Genomic DNA, 20,745 nt, shown 5'->3' on the forward strand with positions numbered 1-20,745 from the left:
CTCCTTTCAGAAAATCTCAAGGTTCGGCATAAAGACTTTTATTCATTACTGCCCACCTTGCCTGAATCTTAACATGAGTTTTTCATTTTTGTCATCATTCAGGCTTGGCGGCCGGCAAATAGTTCAGCACGCTTTAATATCTTCGGTTCTTTCTTTTCGATTGCACGGACTGCAGTTTCTACCGACGCTTGATAGTCGTAATTTCTAAAATACTGTTCTGCTGTTTTTAATGCCTGTTCAATTTCAGGATTATCTGTTCGATAACGGTTGCCATATTGAATCATTTCCTCAGCAAAGTTTGCCGTATCAACCAGTTTTTCCGCTTGTTGGAATACGTCATCGATGTCTTCGCCTGCTTGGGCAAGCAATGTCTGAACGGTTGACATATTTAATGGCTTTTCATCCAGCTTCTGATACACAGACTTAAGCTGTTCACCAGCCTTTTGCAATGCTGTTGCGAACGAGCCGGGTACTCCCGGCAGATTACTCTTAAGGACTACTTGTTTTGTTTCAAATAAATGGCGTTTTAACTGTTGAATCTGATTGCGCGCATTCATTTCATCTTTGCGCAGTGCTTTAATTTTTTCATTGAATTCGTCTGCCACCGTCTCCATGTCCGTCAATTCCGTTTTTAAGCGTTCAAGCTTAACAAAGATTGAGCTGAATGCCTCCTCGTTGCCATCTTCCTGCGTTTCAGTGAATACACTTTCCAGCTTTTGAAACGATTTGCTCAGATCACGCTGCATTTTCAAATCATCATCGGTTATATGATAGCTGTCCCTGATGTTTTCGGTCTCATCATTCAGCTGCTTAATTTTTTCCTCGACACGATTCAAATTATCTTCAAGAGGCGGCGTTATTTCTTTAAGTCTGCGCCTGCTGACCACTTCTTTTTCAAGCTGTGTATAGAGCCAGTCCAGCTGCTCATGAACACCTTTCAATCCTTCGCTTGTTTCATCTAGCTCAAGATGGTCAACTGCTGTTACAAGCAGTTGGCGGTGTTTCTCAGCCTCTTCCAGCTGACTGTCCATTTGCAGATGTGCCAATAAGTAGCCTTGTTCAGTCATCTCTTGCTCGCCTTGACGAAGCTCGCGCATCTGATCCGGAATGTTCTTTTCAAGATCGTGATACAATTCCGGAACACGTTTGATTTGATCACCAAGCTGATCGGCATATTGCCTGACACTGATTAATATTTGCCGTGCGTCTAAATAATTTCCGTTCTCTGTCTCCGACTCATATTTCTTCAGTTTGTCTTCAGTTTCTTTAATGGAACTTTCGAGTGCGGGGAGTGTCCGGCCAAATTGGCTTCGTTTTGTGATAATGTCCTTCTTTATCTGATGAACAATCTCTTTAATCGGTGTAACGTCTTCGCGATTTTTCGTTTCACTCTCCACAATGATATTGAGCTCGTTTAAGATTTCCTCAATATGCTTCTCAATCGTGTCCATCTTTTTGTTCACGTCTTTTATAAGAAGCTCTGCTTTATGAAAACGATACTTTTCCGTCAGTTCTTCCGCATTGAAAAGTGTCTCTTCGATCCCGGGCAGTGACTGACTCATAATCGTGTCCCAGTCCTTATGCCATTTATCAAATTTTGTTTCCGTATCTCCAGCCATATTCAGCTGTTTAATTTTCGAAAGCTCTTTAGCCATCGGACGATTCATGAGCTCCACTCGGCGCCTCTCCGACTGATCAATTTCGCCAAATGTTCTCTTTCTCATCCAAGTGCCGTAAGCAATAATAAAGACAATAATTAAGATTAGACCGACTAAAACAAACAACATACGGAATTTCCCCCATTCTCGCATGGAACGCACACATTGTTGTAATGATTATATTGTAACAAAATAAAGTGATTTAAGGTCAATAAATTAAAGAAACTGTCGATTTTAATGTGATAAGATTGCAGGTAAAATTAAACTCGCCAGCTCCGAATGATCTCTGACGAGTGCTTTAACATTTCGACATCTGTATAAATGATCTTCGGTTAGCAATAAAATTTCTCCTGATTGATGGCCATCGCAATAAATAATACACTCAAGGAATCGGGACGGAAACAATCAAAACTCTTCATATGTAGAAGTGTAGAAGCACATTGAATCATAACTCTTCTGCTTCTTATCAAGAACACCATTAGTGACTTATTCCGATTGATTAAACAGGCGGTATGCCCAGTCATGAATGTGACGGGTATATTGTTCAAGAAAGCTGCGCCCACTTGGCTGCATGAAATAAACTTCTCTTAAATATTGCGGCTGAAGAAACGGCATGATGATCATGTCTCGATACTCAATGACCACAAACTCCGCTTGCAATTGATTCGTCCGGCTATCACTTAATACTTGCTTAAAAATGCGTTCAAAAAGAAACTTTTCCTTCACTAAATAGCTGGACATCAGTTCCCGCACCAGTTGATTGTCCAGTGTCATTTCACGATGGACAAAGCGTGAAAGATAAAAATAACGCTGCTGATAACGGATTAATTGTTCTGCGATGGTGGTCAATCGTTCTGCAGGCGATGCCTGCTCCTTCGAATCTTGTTCTGATTTTTCCAACGTGCTGAGATAACCTTCAAAAAACGCAGCCATTAAATGTTCTAATAACCCCTGTTTTCCACCAAAATAATAAGAGACAAGCGCGATATTTACCCCGGCATCCGATGCAATCGCACGCACAGATACTCCGTCATAGCCGCTCATATTAAATAATTTAAGCGCTGAGTGAATGACCGCGTCTTTCGATTTTTTTCCGCTTGCTGGATCCACGCTCTTAGTCGGCATCCCGTGATCCCCTCTCTTTTATTGACTGGGCCGGCTTCCATTGACCTCTTTACTATAAACGTTCGTCTTAAATGGCGTCTACCCTTTTAAAACCATTCGACATATATGCTGAAAAATTCGATTCATTCTGCTAAAATTAAGGTACTTTCTCTTTTGATCGGGGTGAAAAGAAATGAATTCTGTCAATATAACAAGAATTCAAGTGCTTGAATCACTAATTAAGGACGAATCAAACCAAATAGCGAACCTGGCGAATGCTTCAGCATGGCTGAACGAATGCCTCGATACAATAAATTGGGTCGGCTTCTATCTTACCGATGACAATGAGCTTGTCCTCGGTCCTTTTCAAGGGAAAACAGCTTGTGTGCGTATCACCATGGGAAAAGGTGTATGCGGAACTGCTGCCCAAAAACGAGAAATTCTTCGCGTACCTGATGTTCATGAATTTCCCGGTCACATTGCCTGTGATGCGGCATCACGCTCAGAAATTGTGATTCCCCTAATCAAAGACGGTGAACTGCTCGGCGTGCTTGATATTGATAGTCCGGTTTGCGACCGTTTTTCCGAGGACGACCAGCAATTTCTTGAGGCATATGCGGAAACCTTGGTTGCTTATTTATAAGCTTGACAAATCATTCTTGAAAAAGGTATAATTGCGTTCGTGTAAAATGAGGCAGCACTGTATGGGTCTAAAGCCTTTCTATTTTGTTCCTCTTGTTAGAAAGAGGTGTACTGCGTAACCTAGACTGCCTGGGCGAAGGTGCAAGATAGCAAAATATCTTTAGCTCGCATGCAGAGGTGTCATTTTATACCGACCAGAGTGTGTTAATGGCGGAATGATCTGTCTTGCAACACATTCGAATAAAATGACGAAGGAGGAGTCATTCAATGGCTCGCTATACTGGTCCGGTTTGGAAAAAATCACGTCGTTTGGGTATTTCACTCAGCGGCACAGGTAAAGAACTTGAAAGGCGCCCATATGCTCCGGGACAACACGGTCCGACTCAACGTATTAAGTTGTCTGAATATGGTCGTCAACAACAAGAAAAACAGAAGCTGCGTTTCATGTATGGAATTAACGAACGTCAATTCCGCCGCATTTTTGACGATGCTGCAAAAATGAAAGGCGTTCACGGTGAAAACTTCATGATTCTGCTTGAATCTCGTCTCGATAATCTTGTTTATCGTCTCGGTCTTGCAAGAACACGCAGACAGTCACGCCAGCTTGTCAATCACGGACATATCACCGTTAACGGCAAACGCGTTGACATTCCGTCTTATCGTGTAAAACCAGGCGAAACAATCGGCGTTCGCGAAAAATCACGTAACCTCGTGATTATCAAGGATTCTTTGGAAACGAACACATTCGTTCCGGAATACTTGACTTTTGACGAAAAAACGCTGGAAGGTACCTATGCACGACTTCCAGAACGTTCAGAGCTCCCTGCGGAAATCACAGAAGCGATGATCGTCGAATTCTATTCAAAATAATCGATCTTGTTGTGAAGAACCTTTCCGCTTCGGCAGAAAGGTTTTTTATTTTACAAAATGAAAACAGTATAATGAACTTTTGATGAATGGCTTTCGTATATATGGATCTTCTGCTCACTGCGTGCACATCCTTTACACAACGCGGGAGTCGTTTGTTCGCTTTTTCCTTTTCAACCTTTGCCATTTACGCTAATATATAAGGAGCTTTAATTAAATTTTTCAGAATGTTGCATCCTAAAAACGATTATATTCTAGATTTTTAGAGGAGATTTGCGAATGCATGCCCCATTGAAAAACATTTCCGATTTTTTCGACCGATTGGCGGAAAAGTGGGCTTCAAGCTCAATTATTCAAACGTTACAATCCATAGCCGGTATTATTTGGAACTCACTGCTGCTTACCTTATCCATTGTCATTATTGGATTATTTTTTGCGGCTGGCACTGTTTCTGGCTATTTCGCTGCACTTGTACGTGATCAGCCCGTGCTCAGCTATAAGACACTAAAGAAAGATATTACCAATTATTCAGAGAGTAGTGTCAGTTATTTTGCAGGAAACATCCCCATAGGTAAAATGAACAGTGATCTCGTACGTACAAAGACAAAATTGAGTGATATGTCTCCTTATTTGATTCATGCTGTAGTCGCAACAGAGGACGAGCTTTTTTATCAGCACCATGGCGTTGTGCCCAAAGCTGTCCTTCGTGCCAGTGCTGAAGAGTTACTCAATAAGCCGCAAGTTACCGGCGGCAGCTCGATCACTCAGCAGCTCGTAAAGAATCAAATTCTGACTAATGAAGTGTCACTTGACCGCAAGTTTAAAGAAATATTGCTTGCGTTGCGCGTCGAACGATTTTTCACAAAAGATGAAATTCTTGAATCCTATCTCAACATGGCTTCATTCGGACGGGATGCCTCCGGTAAAAATGTCGCCGGTGCTTCGGCAGCTGCCGAAGGAATTTTCGGTGTCAAACCAAATAAGCTTTCGCTGCCTCAAGCAGCGTTTATCGCCGGTATGCCAAAGAATCCCTTTACATACTCCCCATTTCAGAATCACGGCGGTTTAAAAAAAGATCTGTCTGCCGGGATCAATCGGGCTCATACGGTACTTAACCGCATGTACGCCGCAGGTTACATTAACAAAGAACAATTGGACAAGGCATTGACCTACGATTATAAAAAACATTTTGCTAAAGCAGGTAAATCAATTAACAGCGATTACCCCTACCTGTCAAAAGAAGTGCAGAACCGTTCGAGCATTATCCTGGCAAAGCTAATGGCGCAAAAACAAGGCTACAGCAGTGATACGCTGTACGATGATTATACAAACTATAAAAAAGTGGTCTACGAGCATAGTCATGTGTATCCAAAGCGAAGTCTGGAAGAAATTGCTAAAATGCATAAATATAACTATACTTCAATTAAAAATCATTACTCGCTATTTACTGAATTTATGAGAAACGCATCACTTGATTTAGAGAACGGCGGTTACCGCATTTACACAACCATTAACAAACCAATCTATGACGATATGGAATCATTTGCCCGTAATTATTCTGGTTACAGTCCTGACCAGTACGCAAAAAATAACAATGGGCAAATCATGGAAGTGAAAAACAAGAATGGCAAAATGGAAAAAGTCATAGATCCGATGCAGGTCGGTTCTGTTCTTATTGATAACAAAACCGGACAGATTGTCAGCTTTGTCGGAGGACGCGGCTTTGACAGCTCACAGTTAAATTATGCAACTGAAGTGCCTCGCCAGAACGGCTCGACTATGAAACCATTGCTTGTCTATGCACCAGCAATGGAACTAGGATTGATCCAACCAGGCTCAATCGTTCCCGACCTTCCCTATAAGCGGATTGTCAATGGCGTAACGTATACGCCTACCGATTATGGTTCAACCACGTCGACTTCTTCGTTTCACGGCTTTGAGACTGCTCGCGCGGCATTGGCAGCATCGCACAACGTACCAGCTGTCAGTGTCTTTACGCGATTAAGTGCTGCTACTAACAAGGCGCCGGACTATCTGAAAAAGATGGGCATCACCTCGCTGGTCGGATCAGACGGATATAATGTCTCTGCAGCGCTTGGCGGCATTACAAAGGGCATAACCATAGAGGAAAACACGAATGCGTATACAACATTCGCAAACGACGGAAAATTTATTGATGCCTACATGATTGATAAAATTACAGACAGCAGTGGAACGATCATTTATCAGCACAAAACAAAGTCCGTAAAAGTTTTCTCAGAACAAACAAATTATCTCATGCTGGACATGATGCGCGATGTCTTTAAATACGGAACAGGTGCTTCTCTGCCCCGTATGCTCAATTTTTCGGCTGATTGGGCAGGAAAAACGGGAACGTCACAGGACTGGCGTGACGGCTGGCTTGTCGCATCTAATCCCAATATTACTATGGGGGTTTGGATCGGCTACGCTCATAATCAACAGCTTAACCGGAGCACCTATTCGAATCAGAGCAAACAGCTCTTTGCCGGGTTTGCCAACAGTGCTTATAATATAGACCCAGATTTAATGGCTCCTAAGGAACACTTCAAGCAACCCCAGGGGGTAAAAAAGGAAACCTATTGCGGACTGACAGATGGCAAGCCGACCGCCTATTGCAAAGCTGCGGGCTTTGAGGTTAACGATTTAATCAATGAAAAATATACACCGACGGAAGCAATTGAAGCGCTCGAGCCTTTCAACCAGATGCAGCAGCAGAATGATCAGCCGGTTGTCGATCAAGATCAACCTGATGAAAACCAGCCGCAGGATGAAAATAAAACGGATGAGAGCGGCCTCTTTAGAATTAAACCGGATTTCTTAAAATCACGTTTCCCATACACAGACTTAAGTGCGGCTAATCCGGGAGTTCTCGGCAAAATCCGTCCTTAAAGGCACCTTTAATCAATCCAAAAAGCCCTCTGGCTAAGGTATATAACCTTAGCCAGAGGGCTTTTCTTACTCAATTAAAACGTATATATCAGAAAAATTTAGTGGTTTCTAATACTTCACTATTGATCCGTTCTTTACTTCGTTGATTTTCTTTCATCAATTCGGTGTGGAAGAACGACCGTAATCGATTCCACTTTTTCATTATTCATTAATTTAGTTAGTAAGCGCATTGCAACTGCACCAATATCGTATGTCGGTTCAGCAATGCTGGTTAGCGTCGGACGCACCATTTGGACGAGACGCGTATTTTCACTGCTGACAACCTCAATATCTTCCGGAACCTTCAAACCCTCATCCTGAATCTCGTGAATCGCTCCAATCGCCATTTCGTCTGAATCAACGAAGATTGCCGTTGGTTTGATTTCCTGGCTCAGAAACTGCGACGTTGCTTCCTTACCGGATTCATAAGTATAATCCCCCTCAGTCACAAGCGTTTCTTCAAACGGAATATGATGTGATTTAAGGGCAGCCTTATAACCATTCAGCTTATACTTACCGTTAATCGGTACATCAACCGGTCCGTTAATAAAACCGACATGCTGGTTGCCTGATTCAATCAATTTTGAAATGACTTCAAAAACAGCCTGTTCATAATCAATATTTACCGACGGGATTTCGTGCTGCTCGTCCACTGTCGATGCAAGAACAAAAGGTACATTGGATTGTTTAAATTCTTCAATATGCTCCGGATCGATTTTGCCGCCCATAAAAACGATACCGTCAACCTGCTTGCCGAGAAGTGTTTGGATCAGATGAATTTCCTTGTCCTTATTTTGATCAGAGTTGCACAGGATAATATTGTACTTGTACATGGTTGCAATATCCTCAATACCTCGTGCAAGCTCGGAAAAATAAACACTGGATATATCAGGAATAATTACGCCTACCGTCGTCGTTTTTTTGCTTGCGAGCCCGCGTGCAACGGCATTTGGACGATACCCCAGTCTTTTTATCGCTTCGGAAACCTTTTTTCTAGTTGTTGGCTTCACATTTGGATTACCGTTCACTACTCGAGAAACGGTCGCCATCGATACGCCAGCTTCTCTGGCTACATCATAAATCGTTGCGCTCAATGCTCTTTTCCTCCTCAAAATCAACCAATTTTTCTATAGTCAGCTTGAACACCGGTTCACGCTCTATACCGTTTTCATTTTATCGTAACCAAAATACGCATCAATTACTTATTGATACCTATTTCCAATACTATCAAAACTTTACTTATTTCGCTATAATTTCTTGTTCAAGCTGCGAAAAAGTGGGGATTTCTGCAATCTATTGTCTCATTGCAGACCATGAGCTCGGAACAGTAGTGCATTGGAGCTTAGCGAATCAGTAATCCTTCGGAATCGGAATCATCTGTTCCTTTTCTTCTCTTTTTTCGCTGTTGACAGCCGAAATTTTATGGGTTAAATCAATCGATTTGCGTTTTGCTGTTTGAAGCAGCTCAGCGCTTTTACCTCCCAGCACAATGCTCTCTTGCTGCAGCTGACGCACAACCTTTTTCCCCGAAGGTGCCATAAACAAATAAATAGCCAATGCGCTAAGCGCGCTTCCGGCGACAAGCCCAGAGAAAAAGGCGATACCTTTTCCAGAACAGCCTGCTCTGTCCTGTCCCATTGGAAAGCCCCCTAAATTTAGTCTTGATTCGATTTGCGAGCACTTTGCCAGCGATGAATTAAATCAATGGCTGCTTTACTCCACTGCATGGTTTGTGCGATCTTGCCTGAATTTTCAAAGCCTTTACTTTCAATATTGCTCGCAACACGCTTAACCGACGTATTAATTGAACCTAAAGACTCTCCAAACCCTTCAACAGCATCAAATACACTATTCAAACTTTTAGATTTCCTCTGAAGGTCGACCGCGAGCAGGTTCGTCCGGTGTAAAAGTTCTGTTGTCTCTTCACTCAAGCCCTTAACTTGCACTTGAACATCTTCAAGTGTTGATGCAACGTCTTCCATCGTTTTCTGTGCAGCACGTAATGTTTGTGACAGGAAATAAACAAGAACGGCAAACGCAACGGCTATAACCGCAACGGCTAAATACAAGATAATGATCACCGTAGATCCTCCCTTTCAATCGATTCTTTATTAGTTTGATGAATCATCGCATTTCTATACCTGTGCGTGATTGAAATCACGAATTACTTGTCCACTCTTATATCTTACCATTTAAAAACCGGTAAAAAAAGGCAGAAAGCATTCGGCAAGAAGGATTTACAACGTTTCTTTATAAGCGTTCTGATATTTTTGAATGTCACCGGCACCCATGAATAGCAGGACACTGTGTCGATACTGCTTCAGGTCTTCAATGTTGCTGTTATGCAAAATATGAGATCCATTAATGCGATCTTGAAGATCATGAATAGACGTTTTGCCGCTCTTCTCTCGTGCAGAGCCGAAAATATCACAAAGATAGACTTCATCGGCTGTTGCGAGAGAAGCAGCGAATTCATCCATAAACGTCATTGTCCTGGAGTACGTATGCGGCTGGAAAATGGCAACCAGCTTACGGTCCGGATACTTTTCACGAGCCGCTTCGATTGTTACACGAATTTCAGTCGGATGGTGCGCATAATCGTCAATTAGTATTTGATCCTCTTGTTCGAGTTTCGTTTCAGAAAATCTGCGTTTAACACCGTGAAATTGAGCAAGACGTTCCTTCACAAGTTCGATCGGCACATTCATATAATTGCAGAAGGAAATAACACCAAGCGCGTTGAGCACATTATGGTTGCCATACCCGGTGATTTTGAAATGTCCATAGAGATCATTGCGTACATAGACATCAAATTCAGTTCCAGAGTCATCAGGCAGGAAGGTCACATTTCTTGCCTGAAAATCATTTTCTTCATTGAAACCATAATAAATAATCGGGACATTTGATTTAATCATTTGCAACTTTTCATTATCGCCACATGCAAAGACTGCTTTATTCACCTTTAGGGCCAATTCCTGAAAAGCGCTGACAACATCATCCAAATCCCTGTAATAATCCGAATGATCAAATTCAATATTGGTGATCAAGCAATAGTCCGGATCTGAATGGAGAAAATGCCGTTTATATTCACAAGACTCCCAAATGAAATATTTACTCTTATCATTGCCTGAACCGGTACCATCGCCAATCAAGTATGAGGTCGGCGCGAACGCTTCAAAGACAAAAGAAAGCAAACCTGTCGTTGATGTTTTGCCATGTGTTCCGGTAACCGCGACACTCGTATATTTCTTTGCTAAATCGCCCAAAAAGTCGTAGTAGCGATACACAGGCACGCCGATTTCTTTTGCCTTGACAATTTCTTCGTGCTGATCTGGAAATGCATTCCCAGCAATTACGACTTCATCAGAAGTAATATTCTTTTCAGTAAAGGGCAATATCTTAATTTTTTTATCCTCAAGCGCTTTCTGTGTAAAAAAACGTTTGTCATAATCCGATCCCTGAACTTCATGATGCAGATCTTGAAGGATTTGAGCGAGTGCGCTCATTCCAGTACCCTTTATGCCAACAAAATGGTATTTCGTCATACAATGACCTCCATAAATTGCTTCGTGCATGACTAAATCGCTGCAATATGAATAGTATACTCAATTATTGACTATTCTGTGTGCTGCAGGATCGTCATCATCAATAAAAACAGAAACTGATCGACAAGTGCGGATGTGCAATCATTCTCCTTAGAGTGAATGCACAAAATTCGGGCGTGATTTAGGCGTTCAATGTGAATGCCCGCCATGCCCGACACTTATTTTAACCTTTATTTAATGTATTGTAAAAGTATATTTTTCCACCGGATGCACCATTTGAGAAATGGTTCCTGCTGCATTCATTCAAAATTGTTCCAACTCGTTTTCAGACATACGTTCTTTGAGTGCTTCCTTAGAGACCAGAACCTGACGTGGTTTGCTGCCATTATTCGCAGATATAATGCTGCGCAGTTCCAGTTCATCGACAAGACGAGCCGCGCGATTGTAGCCGACTCGAAAATGGCGTTGAATGGCAGACACTGAAGCCTGCCCCTGGTCCACAACGAACTCAGCAGCTTCACCGAGCAGTTCGTCTTCCTGTTCGGATCGCTCATAATCGGTCCGAACCGTCTCCGGTGAAAAGAGATAATCCGGCTTTGGATCATTCCGGAATGCATGAGCTACCCGATTAATTTCTTCATCGGATACATAACAAGCCTGAAGCCTGCGCAAGCTTCTGGATCCGTTTTCCGCAAACAGCAAGTCACCGCGACCCAGTAATCGTTCAGCGCCGCCACAGTCCAAAATGGTTCTGGAATCTGTTTGCGAGGAAACGCTGAAGGCAATTCTGGTTGGAATATTGGATTTAATTAATCCAGTAATAACATCCACAGATGGTCTCTGAGTAGCGACAAGTAAATGAATACCTGCTGCCCTTGCTTTTTGAGCGATGCGGCAAACGGACTCTTCAACGTCCTGCGGTGCCACCATCATTAAATCAGCGAGTTCATCAATAATAATCACTATGTAAGGAATTTTCTCGCCGCTTGCATCCCCAGAACGAACTTTTCGATTATAGCCCTCCATGTCGCGAACAGCATTTTCAGCAAATAACCGATATCTTTGCTCCATTTCTTCCACAGCCCATTTAAGTGCCGCTGCCGCTTCTTTCGGCTCTGTAATCACAGGAGCTGCTAAATGCGGTATTTCTTGATAAGGCGCCAGTTCTACGACCTTCGGATCGATCAGTAAGAAGCGAAGATCTTCAGGTGATGTTCTATAGATCAAACTTAAGATCAAGGAATGAATACAGACACTTTTTCCCGAACCCGTCGCCCCTGCAATTAAACCGTGCGGCATTTTAGCCAGATCTGTAAACACCTGATTGCCGGAAACGTCCTGACCGAGCGCTGCCGTCAACGGTGCCTGACTTTTTATATATTCTGTGGATGCAAGCAGTTCTTTGAGCAATACCGGTTTGCGCACCTTATTCGGTATTTCAATACCCACTGCACTTGTACCAGGAACCGGCGCAATACGGATTTGTCTTGCAGCAAGACTCAATTTAATATCTTCATTTAAACTGAGCACCTTGTTGATTTTCACACCCGGTTGCAGATGAAGGTCAAATCGTGTCACACTCGGTCCTTGGACGTAACCAATGACATCAGCGTCGACATGGAAATTTTCTAAGGTTTCAGTAAGTGTTTCTTGTTTATCCTCAATCCATGAATTGCTCTCCTCTTCCGAATGGCTCGGATCATTGAGTAGATTGAGGGGCAGCTGCAATCCACCTGATTTCGGCGACTCGCCGGCAGGTACAGCTACAGCCGTTTGTTTCGGTTTGCGATCCGAATGAAACATCAGAACATTGAAAGGAACCTTTGATTGTGATTCATGACGATGCGGTGAGCGAGGCAGTCTGCTGCTCACTCGAAGTGTTTCATGACGACTTTGATCTGGCTCGGTTCGTCTGAGCTCTTGAAATGAACCGTGTTCTTCCCGAACTTCATCTTTCACAGCTTCTGATTGATCAGTGTGACTTGTTTCCGACAACGTTGAGTGAACTGCACTCTCCTTTGACAGTACATGTTCATCCTCACCGATCGCTTTCTTATTTGAAGATATGTTTTCAGTAAAATCATCACGGCGTACTTCTTTTTTCCTAGTCATGGCCGGTTGATCAGTAATTTGCCGATCAAGCATCGGCTGATCTGCAGAATGAGGCAATTCAACCGGATGCAACTGTTCTTCCTTTTTCCGATCATGTATCTGCCGTTTCTCTTGCTCCTCTTTATCGTTATTTAGATAAAAAGATGGATCTGGTTTCTTCGATTTGATTGTTTCTGAAGGCTGTCGGTAGCCAAAAACAGGGGAAGGCACCTTAGTTAGACGAAAAGGAGCCTTTTTCCTCAAATGAGCCGCATGCTGCGCTTGATAAGCTATCAATTCATCTGCATTTTTTTCCTTCGCTGATTTTCTCTCGGGCTGCAGGCTATGCTCAGGATATTTGGCAAGCATCTTCACTTCAACATGCCTATTGGCATCCTTGAATCGCCCAACCGGAGCCGCAGCAGTCGTCTCTTCATGCTCGCTGCCCTGAATCTGTGTTTCATCATTATCCGAACTAAACAATCGGCGCCACCATTTATCAGCCATTTTCATTCACCTCACCTTCACACAACGCTCTCTAATGATTAAACGCGCACTTTCTTTGCTACGAGTGCATAAAAATCCTGCCCGATTTGAGTGGCGGAATCGAGTACTAATATTCCCCTCTTTTGAGGCGCATTCGGCAGTGCTAATTCTCGAGCAGAACAAATCATTCCGTCAGATGCTACTCCTCGAAGCACTGTTGGCCTTATAATCGTTCCGTTCGGCATTAAAGCCCCAAGTCTAGCAACAACCACTTTCTGGCCTTGGTCAATGTTTGGCGCACCGCAAACAATCTGCAATGTATCTTCCCCGCATTCCACGTGACACACATGCATATGATCCGAATTCGGATGTTCTTTCAAATCACGCACATATCCTGTCACGATCAATGGTTTTGGTGTTTCGGGTAGAGAATAATCCAGTTTTTCATCTGCAAGTTTCTGATTCAAGTGCTCGATCAGTGATGCATCTGCTTTGACTTCTCCAGCCAATTCATTTTTTACAAAATATGAAGCATGGGAAATATTAAAACCCAATGTCTCATTTGTTGTTTCATCGAAAATTCGTGTCACGTCGCCTTTTGTCTGAAACGTTTCTTTCTCTCCATCTTTCAAATAAATGATTAAAATATCGCCAATGCCCTCACGATTATAGTAAAGAATCATTCAATTAAACCCCTTCCAATCCATTATGCTGCTGCACACGACCCTGAGTATGCACCATTTTCCTGTTACTTTTTCGGTCTGCCTGTCATCGGCCGTTTATTCGCCATGATGAATATCGGTTCGAGCTCACCTTTTTCATCAAAAATGAACGGCAGCATGGTGATTCTTAGATTACCTGTCGTATAAAATTTCATGGTCATCTGTGCAAGAATATCATAACCCTCAGGATTAACAATATCGCCGAAAATCAATACATCCTGATGCGGCACAGCCACAGTCAAATCGCCCTTCGCCTTTGAACGCATCGTATCAATCAGTTTTCGATTCAGAATCCTGCTAGCGTCAAAGCCATCATTCATCGTGATAAAGTAAAACGTATTGTGTCGGACAACATCCTTTTTAAAAGTCGTCGGAAGTGCGCTCAAATTAAACATGGCAAGTTCTGTTAGCGTTTGCTTGTCCAGGCCTTCGCGAGCAAGAAACTGCTCATCGATGAGTCGGCATGCATTTCCAAGATCCAGCGCATAAAAAATCTTCGTTTCAGCCGTATGTTCTCTGTAAATCAACAGACGGCCGTCATGCGTATGGTTCGGAAAAGACGCAGAACGGATGACCGGAAAGATCCGATCTTCTTTTCCCTTTAAATGAGGCGAGACAGCCATCGCTTCGATTCCGCGATCAATGGCGATCAATGTCTGCTCCAGTGCTTCACTTCCATCTTCCTGTACCCGGCGCTGCAACTCGGCAAGCGACAAAGTAACGCCTTTGCCATTTGCTGCTTGCTCAATACGCACTGTTTCTTTCTTATGATCAAAACGAATCGTTCGATCTTTCGTATTAAATCTCTGCTCAAGAATCTTTATCAGTTCGGCGCGATCCATAATCAATCAGCCCCTTATTAATTTCATTCACCATCTACCTAACGGTACATCCGTCATAGAAAGAACATGCTCTTAGTTTAGCATAGACCGGATACATGATGGTAGACAGTTAGTTCTTGTTATGCGCGTACATGCCTTCAATCAGTTTTAAAATATGTAAAAACATTTCGGTACGCGTGATGCGTCCTTCCGTTAGAATACCAATTGTTCCGCCATGAGTGCTCACATCTTTTTGATGCGCATACGCATCAGCAATGTCGCCAAGTTCGCTGCCGGAACGAATACCTTCAGCAAGTGCTTCTGGGAGAAGAATTCGAGCGCCGCCTGCGCTGATCACCTTGCCGTCTCGATCAGCTCCTGCCGCCCAGTTGCATAAATACATCTCGCCTCCGATATCCGATACCCCTCCTTCCATTCCGATACCGAAATCAATTGCGGGATTTTGACTCAATACGGTCTTTGCACGGTTGATCGCTCCCTGCCTTGTTTCAAGGTCGGACATTGGCATTGCGGAAACGCCTGATGGAACATCAAAACTACGGATCTCTGCATCGATTGATCCGTCTTGCAGTAATTGTCTTACTGCATCTAATTTCGCCGGGTTCTTCGTCCCGACCCCAATAATGGTCATGAACTTTCCTTCTTTCCTTACTGAATTATTTCGTGATTCATTCTATTGAATCGTACTGCCCCAGATTCACCGGACCGCTTTCCCATTTCTAATCTTTACGGTTATTCTTGGTAAAATCGTTCGGATTCATTATACTTTTAGATAAGAAAGAAAATACAGGGAGTCCCACACAGCCCGGCAGAGCTGCTTGGAACACTCCTGTAAGAAGGGATGCGGAGATAGCATGAGCAGACGCTTTGCTGCAGCTCTTGTGGTCGGAACAATCACCGGTTATTTCGCCGGAATCGCCACGTGCCGCCTTATAAGTAAAAAAGAAACATTGAGTTCGGAACATGTGCTGGAACACGTCAAGTCCGCGATAAATAACCAGTTGCCGATCGAAGGTGCCTGGATTTACCTTTCCCCGCACATTTGGTCAAGAGACGACTTGAACTATATGGTCTACAAGGGGGGCTTGATCTCAATTGAACATGGAACCAGCCGCTATTTCGATTTTGTTGCCGATGCACATAGTGGAACGGTCCTTGAATTAACTGCACAACACTAACAACGTGTATCTCACTGCCGCTTCTCGTGCAGTGAGATTTTATTATTCACTGGATATGGCTTCACAGCGATAAATTCTTTGACCCTTTCCAGAAAATTTTTCTTCATATTCAGTCACTACATTATCCTTTGTCCCTGAATGGTGCAGATCAAGACTGATATTCTGAAGGACAAATCCATATTTAGAAAAGCTTTCAAGCGAATATTCGAATAAGCCTTGGTTATCTGTTTTGAAATTCAAGATTCCGCCTTTTTTTAACACATACTCATATTGAGCGAGAAAAGCAGAATAGGTCAGTCTTCTTTTTTCATGACGATTTTTAGGCCAAGGATCACAGAAATTCAGGTAAAGTGCATCTACTTCATCCTCAGCAAAGAACTCCGTTAAACCTCTTGCGTCCTCGTTAATCAACCGTACGTTTTCAAGGTTCTCATTCAAGCAATTATCAAGAGCAGTGACAATCACGCTTTCATGCAGTTCTATGCCAATAAAATTAATCATTGGGTATTTTTTGGCCATTCCCGTAATGAAACGGCCTTTACCGGATCCTATTTCTACGTGAAGCGGCGCATCCCTTTTAAATAAATCACGCCATTCGCCGTTATACTCTTTAGGCGATTGAATCACAATATCCGAATACTGATCAAGTTTTCCTTTTGCCCAAGGTTTATGGCGTACTCTCATGAATAACTCTCCCTTATTTTCACTTGAATCACTAATTAAAGTACCGCTTGAAGACTTGCGGTAAACTTATTCTATTGCTTTTCTTTCTATTCTACCATGGCAGTCATTAATTCCACATTGGCTGTTTCAATCAAATGCTCAAGTCCGCAACAAAGTGCATCCTCCCTCTTTTATGGGAAGATGCTTCATACGACTATTTTACAGCGGGCATCCGAATAAACAAGCGGTACAAAATTAAGGCAGGATATCTGCAGCATACTCATTAAGCCAAAGCAAATCTTTCTCAAATAAGATCATTTTTTTCATTTCGGCATGCTCTTGGTGCCAGAACATAAATCTTAAGGTCATAGCCACCATATGCCATACAAGCCGCAGCTGCAGTGACCGCGTAAGCTTAAGTCCATAGAGACCAAGCCAGTTTTCCCACTGATCCTCTTCGACGTACCAGTAGAGCAGCATCGCCAAATCCATGGCCGGATCAGCGATTACCGCCTGATCCCAATCGACAAGATATAAACTTTTTTCATCGTGACTAAGCAGCCAATTATTATGATTAATATCCGAGTGGCATACCATTTTGTTTGGAAATTCAGCGAGTTCAGCCATGTCTTTCAAGAGATTAAGCGATTGTCTAAGCGCCCGAGTCTCATTCCGCCCCTGTGCCCGGCTCTCCAATTGATTAAGTATTTGTGTGGTCGTCATCGGCTTCTTGCCCAAACGCCTCATCATATTCAGCAGAGGCTCAGACGTATGAATTTTTTTCAGCAGATCCGCAACCTGCTCTGAGGACATTTCTCTCGGCAGCAGCACTCGCCCTTTCATCCACTTCTGTGCAGTCAACACATCGCCGTTATCCATGCGCCGCGTCCACAGCAGTTTCGGGACGATGCCCTCAGCAGATAGGACAGCAAGAAATGGGGAAGAATTTCGCTTTATAAAAAGCTTATTTTCCCCTGAGCTTGCCATAAAGGCTTCTCCTGTTAATCCTCCTGCGGGAGATATCTTCCAATTATCGCCATCGAAAAATCGAATCAAAGCATTCCACCATTGCCTTTCCAGATCTGCTTTTTTTATGCAAAAAACAGACTATGCCTAAAAATATACCACGTTCGCGTTCAATCAACAATCAAAAAGATGAGAAGAATCCAAATGATTTTAATCAGATTGTCCTAGGTTCAGATACGGTTTCACTATTGTTGAGCAGGGCTTCAGCACATTCAATCTGTCCCCGCTTCATAAGTAAGGAATGCTGATCCATTTTTTGGAACCATTCAGCTTCGTTTCTCAAATCAATAAAACGCGCCTCAAACTCGCCTGCTTTAGACTCAATGTAACCATCAGGGGCATACACAACTGCTTCCACTTCCATAGACCACAGCCCTTTGCTCTGCAGAAAGGCTGAAACAACTGCTTTGGTCCGCCGCAGTGAGATCAAAGGATTTAAGAGCGGACGCTGTGCTCCATTCGTAATGACATTCCAATTTCTTTGTGAAACGGGTTGAAACACATCGCCGGGATTACCCAATAGAGGATGAACACAACAAATGACATCATTCGCGATTAACAGAGAATCGAGCTGAACGGGGCCAGACCGGGTAAGTAGCACCGGCAGGTACATGAAAAATGAGACATCGTTTATTTCTTTAATTAAATGCCTTAACCAATGCTCCGAATAAATCGTGTCTGGAAAGGATGACCATTCAAATGCGGTTCGCGTCGACCATTCCAATTGCTTGTCAAAAAGCCAATCCTCAAATTCATGTTTCAATTGGTTTTTATATATATCGGCACCATCATCTGATTGTTGAATGCCATGAACATGTTCCCAGTCTTCTTTCCACTCCGCAAACCGCCTTTTCTTCAGCCAATTATAACGATTAGCGTAACTGCGGAAGTTCATCTGATAGCGGGAAATACATTGATTTATTTTAATGAGTTGAGCCATACTCGTTCCCCTTCTCTTGAACAAATCGTGCTGTTAAAAATAGATGTGAAGTGATGCGTATGAGAAAGTCTGAGCGCTGTCGGCATTCAAAGTTGACTTCATTAATCTTTTCTTCACCATAACTATTATTTTAATTCAAAACTCTAATTAGGCGAAGTATTTATTCACCTAAAAAAGGAAATTCAAAAACCGGCAGATAATGCGGCAGAGTCTCAGGCTGAACTTTAAAAAGCATCATGCTGCATACCTCCCATGATTTTCCTGTTATGGCGCAATCAGTTATTGGCAGATCCACACGCATTTCACCGTCAATCCATCGCTTTGCTAATGTAATATGTGGATGGAACGGACGTTTTTCTATATTAAAACCGATAATGGATAACGCTTGTCCAAGATCACTTCTTAACTGGTGCAGTTCCTGGTTCGGAAAGAGCGAAGCAAACAAAACGCGCGGCCGATGTTTCTCTCCAAATCCGTCAATTCCTGACAGTTTCAAATGGAATGAATGATGCCGGCGCGAAATTTGAGAAACAGTCTGAACGACCGCTGCTCTTTTTTCTTCGTCAAGTGCACCAAAGAATAGAAGTGTACAGTGAAGATCTGCCGGATTCATCCTCCGTTTATAGTGAATGTTATTCATAAATGGCGTGGCCGTTTGACAGGTCATAATTCTTAATTCGTCAGCAAGCGGAATCGCCAAAAAATAGTGATCAGTCATCAGATATACACCTCAATTTGAGCAAAAGCCTTCACATGATAAAATTACTCTTTCTTTAATCGTTAGCATTGCTGTAATGTTTTTTAAAAATCAATTACTTCGTATCATCACTCATTAATCAATACGGTATTATTGAAATTATCTCTATAACTGGAAAATCATACGACATCGGTCGACTCAACCCCTGTAAATCCTGTATAATGTAACTAATTCAATTGGAATAGTGCGTGCTGACTGTATCCCTGTCCGTGAAACCATCACGGATCATTAGGTCACATGTTTTTTTCTTGATTTAGATACATTAAAAAAGTGTTTTACAGCGATTAAAGAAAAGAGAGGTCATTATGACAAAAATTGTCCAATCCATTGATGAACTTGTCGGCGAAACACCGATGGTTCGATTGAATCGGCTGCCCGATCCGAACGGTGCAGACATCTATGCAAAATTAGAATACTTCAATCCCACAAAAAGTGTAAAAGATCGTGCAGCATTGTATATGATCCTCGATGCTGAAAACCGAGGTATTATTGCAAAAGGCGCAACCATTATCGAACCAACATCAGGAAATATGGGCATCGGTCTTGCGATGGTCGCCGTTGCCCGCGGCTATAAAGCAATTATAGTGATGCCTGATACGATGACGCAAGAACGAATTAATTTATTAAGAGCCCTGGGAGCGGAGGTTGTGCTGACTCCGGGTAAAGATAAGATGCCCGGTGCAATAAAAAAAGCGCGTCAACTTGCCGAAATGATGCCAAACAGCTATATGCCGATGCAATTTGAAAATCAGGCAAATCCCAAGGCACACCAAAAAACTACAGGTACAGAAATTATAAAAGATATTCAGCAACTCAATCGTCCGTTTCGTGCATTTGTGGGAGCTGCCGGAACAGGAGGCACAGTCTCTGGAGCTGGAAAAGCTTTGAAGGAGGCGTTTCCTGAATTGACTGTACATATTTGCGAGCCTGCAGGATCGCCGGTCTATACCGGCGGAAAACCAGGGCGGCATAAAATCGTCGGCACGAGCCCCGGATTTATTCCGAACACAATGGATATGTCAATCATTGATGAGGTTATTGAAGTCAGCGATGAAGACGCTTATGAATTAACACGCAGATTAGCGAGCGAAGAAGGCATTCTGTGCGGTCCTTCTTCAGGCGCATCTGTTTATGTTGCCCTTCAGGTCGCTAAGCGATATAAACCAGGTGATGTGGTGGTCTGTATCATTAATGACACCGGTGAGCGCTATTTGTCCGGAGATATTTTTCCACGATAATTCAATGAATCATTCCCCTCCGTTTGCATAAAAATCG

Annotated in this window: 19 protein-coding genes; 5 read left to right on the forward strand and 14 right to left on the reverse strand. The window is 42.8% G+C overall.

Going from position 1 to position 20,745, the window contains the following annotated elements; all coding sequences use genetic code 11:
• Positions 1-98: 98 nt before the first annotated feature.
• Positions 99-1,787 (reverse strand): septation ring formation regulator EzrA, encoded by a 1,689-nt coding sequence (locus AC1MBV_RS13010; protein ID WP_255745815.1) that lies wholly within the window; start codon positions 1,785-1,787, stop codon positions 99-101.
• 357 nt (positions 1,788-2,144) lie between these two features.
• On the reverse strand, positions 2,145-2,783 hold the full coding sequence (gene refZ, locus AC1MBV_RS13015) for a forespore capture DNA-binding protein RefZ (RefSeq protein WP_255745817.1): 639 nt from the start codon (positions 2,781-2,783) through the stop codon (positions 2,145-2,147).
• 172 nt (positions 2,784-2,955) lie between these two features.
• Between refZ and AC1MBV_RS13020 the strand changes: the two genes are divergently transcribed.
• The 3 genes from AC1MBV_RS13020 (at position 2,956) to AC1MBV_RS13030 (ending at position 7,181) form a co-directional block, all read left to right on the forward strand.
• On the forward strand, positions 2,956-3,405 hold the full coding sequence (locus AC1MBV_RS13020) for a GAF domain-containing protein (RefSeq protein ID WP_255745819.1): 450 nt from the start codon (positions 2,956-2,958) through the stop codon (positions 3,403-3,405).
• A 266-nt stretch (positions 3,406-3,671) separates the two neighbouring features.
• Positions 3,672-4,274 carry a 30S ribosomal protein S4 gene (gene rpsD, locus AC1MBV_RS13025; RefSeq protein ID WP_255745821.1) on the forward strand — a complete coding sequence of 201 codons (603 nt, stop codon included), beginning with the start codon at positions 3,672-3,674 and terminating at the stop codon, positions 4,272-4,274.
• 276 nt (positions 4,275-4,550) lie between these two features.
• Complete coding sequence (locus AC1MBV_RS13030; protein ID WP_255745823.1) at positions 4,551-7,181, forward strand: transglycosylase domain-containing protein; 2,631 nt, start codon at positions 4,551-4,553, stop codon at positions 7,179-7,181.
• Between the two features lie 134 nt (positions 7,182-7,315).
• Here AC1MBV_RS13030 and ccpA read toward each other — a convergent pair whose 3' ends face one another.
• From ccpA to AC1MBV_RS13070, 8 genes are all read right to left on the reverse strand, one after another.
• On the reverse strand, positions 7,316-8,314 hold the full coding sequence (gene ccpA, locus AC1MBV_RS13035; RefSeq protein ID WP_255745825.1) for a catabolite control protein A: 999 nt from the start codon (positions 8,312-8,314) through the stop codon (positions 7,316-7,318).
• A gap of 256 nt (positions 8,315-8,570) precedes the next feature.
• Entirely contained in the window at positions 8,571-8,858 is a 288-nt protein-coding gene (locus tag AC1MBV_RS13040) for a YtxH domain-containing protein (protein ID WP_255745828.1), read from the reverse strand.
• A gap of 17 nt (positions 8,859-8,875) precedes the next feature.
• Entirely contained in the window at positions 8,876-9,301 is a 426-nt protein-coding gene (locus AC1MBV_RS13045; RefSeq protein WP_255745830.1) for a DUF948 domain-containing protein, read from the reverse strand.
• A gap of 156 nt (positions 9,302-9,457) precedes the next feature.
• Complete coding sequence (murC, locus tag AC1MBV_RS13050; protein ID WP_255745832.1) at positions 9,458-10,765, reverse strand: UDP-N-acetylmuramate--L-alanine ligase; 1,308 nt, start codon at positions 10,763-10,765, stop codon at positions 9,458-9,460.
• 303 nt (positions 10,766-11,068) lie between these two features.
• Positions 11,069-13,363, reverse strand: a complete 2,295-nt coding sequence (locus tag AC1MBV_RS13055; protein WP_480948446.1) for a DNA translocase FtsK — start codon at positions 13,361-13,363, stop codon at positions 11,069-11,071.
• Between the two features lie 38 nt (positions 13,364-13,401).
• On the reverse strand, positions 13,402-14,025 hold the full coding sequence (ytpR, locus tag AC1MBV_RS13060) for a YtpR family tRNA-binding protein (protein ID WP_480948447.1): 624 nt from the start codon (positions 14,023-14,025) through the stop codon (positions 13,402-13,404).
• A gap of 65 nt (positions 14,026-14,090) precedes the next feature.
• Positions 14,091-14,906 carry a DUF1444 family protein gene (locus AC1MBV_RS13065; RefSeq protein ID WP_480948448.1) on the reverse strand — a complete coding sequence of 272 codons (816 nt, stop codon included), beginning with the start codon at positions 14,904-14,906 and terminating at the stop codon, positions 14,091-14,093.
• A gap of 109 nt (positions 14,907-15,015) precedes the next feature.
• Complete coding sequence (locus AC1MBV_RS13070) at positions 15,016-15,537, reverse strand: DUF84 family protein (RefSeq protein WP_480948449.1); 522 nt, start codon at positions 15,535-15,537, stop codon at positions 15,016-15,018.
• Between the two features lie 223 nt (positions 15,538-15,760).
• On the opposite strand from AC1MBV_RS13070, the gene AC1MBV_RS13075 reads away from it, so the two are divergent.
• Entirely contained in the window at positions 15,761-16,084 is a 324-nt protein-coding gene (locus AC1MBV_RS13075) for a hypothetical protein (protein ID WP_480948450.1), read from the forward strand.
• A 42-nt stretch (positions 16,085-16,126) separates the two neighbouring features.
• Here AC1MBV_RS13075 and trmB read toward each other — a convergent pair whose 3' ends face one another.
• The 4 genes from trmB to thpR all read right to left on the reverse strand — a co-directional run bounded on the left by trmB (position 16,127) and on the right by thpR (position 19,431).
• Positions 16,127-16,768 (reverse strand): tRNA (guanosine(46)-N7)-methyltransferase TrmB, encoded by a 642-nt coding sequence (trmB, locus tag AC1MBV_RS13080; RefSeq protein ID WP_255745842.1) that lies wholly within the window; start codon positions 16,766-16,768, stop codon positions 16,127-16,129.
• Positions 16,769-17,002: 234 nt separating this feature from the next.
• Positions 17,003-17,734, reverse strand: a complete 732-nt coding sequence (locus AC1MBV_RS13085; RefSeq protein WP_255745843.1) for a phosphotransferase family protein — start codon at positions 17,732-17,734, stop codon at positions 17,003-17,005.
• 193 nt (positions 17,735-17,927) lie between these two features.
• The gene (locus tag AC1MBV_RS13090; RefSeq protein ID WP_480948451.1) at positions 17,928-18,713 is read right to left on the reverse strand and encodes a hypothetical protein; all 786 of its coding nucleotides are present in this window, start codon (positions 18,711-18,713) and stop codon (positions 17,928-17,930) included.
• Positions 18,714-18,873: 160 nt separating this feature from the next.
• The gene (gene thpR / locus AC1MBV_RS13095) at positions 18,874-19,431 is read right to left on the reverse strand and encodes an RNA 2',3'-cyclic phosphodiesterase (RefSeq protein ID WP_480948452.1); all 558 of its coding nucleotides are present in this window, start codon (positions 19,429-19,431) and stop codon (positions 18,874-18,876) included.
• Between the two features lie 344 nt (positions 19,432-19,775).
• Here thpR and cysK point away from each other — a divergent pair, with 344 nt between their 5' ends.
• A complete protein-coding gene (gene cysK, locus AC1MBV_RS13100) occupies positions 19,776-20,708 on the forward strand; it encodes a cysteine synthase A (RefSeq protein ID WP_255745848.1) in 933 nt (310 codons plus the stop codon).
• Positions 20,709-20,745 lie beyond the last annotated feature (37 nt).

This window comes from Sporolactobacillus sp. PKPK-6 (assembly GCF_056678885.1).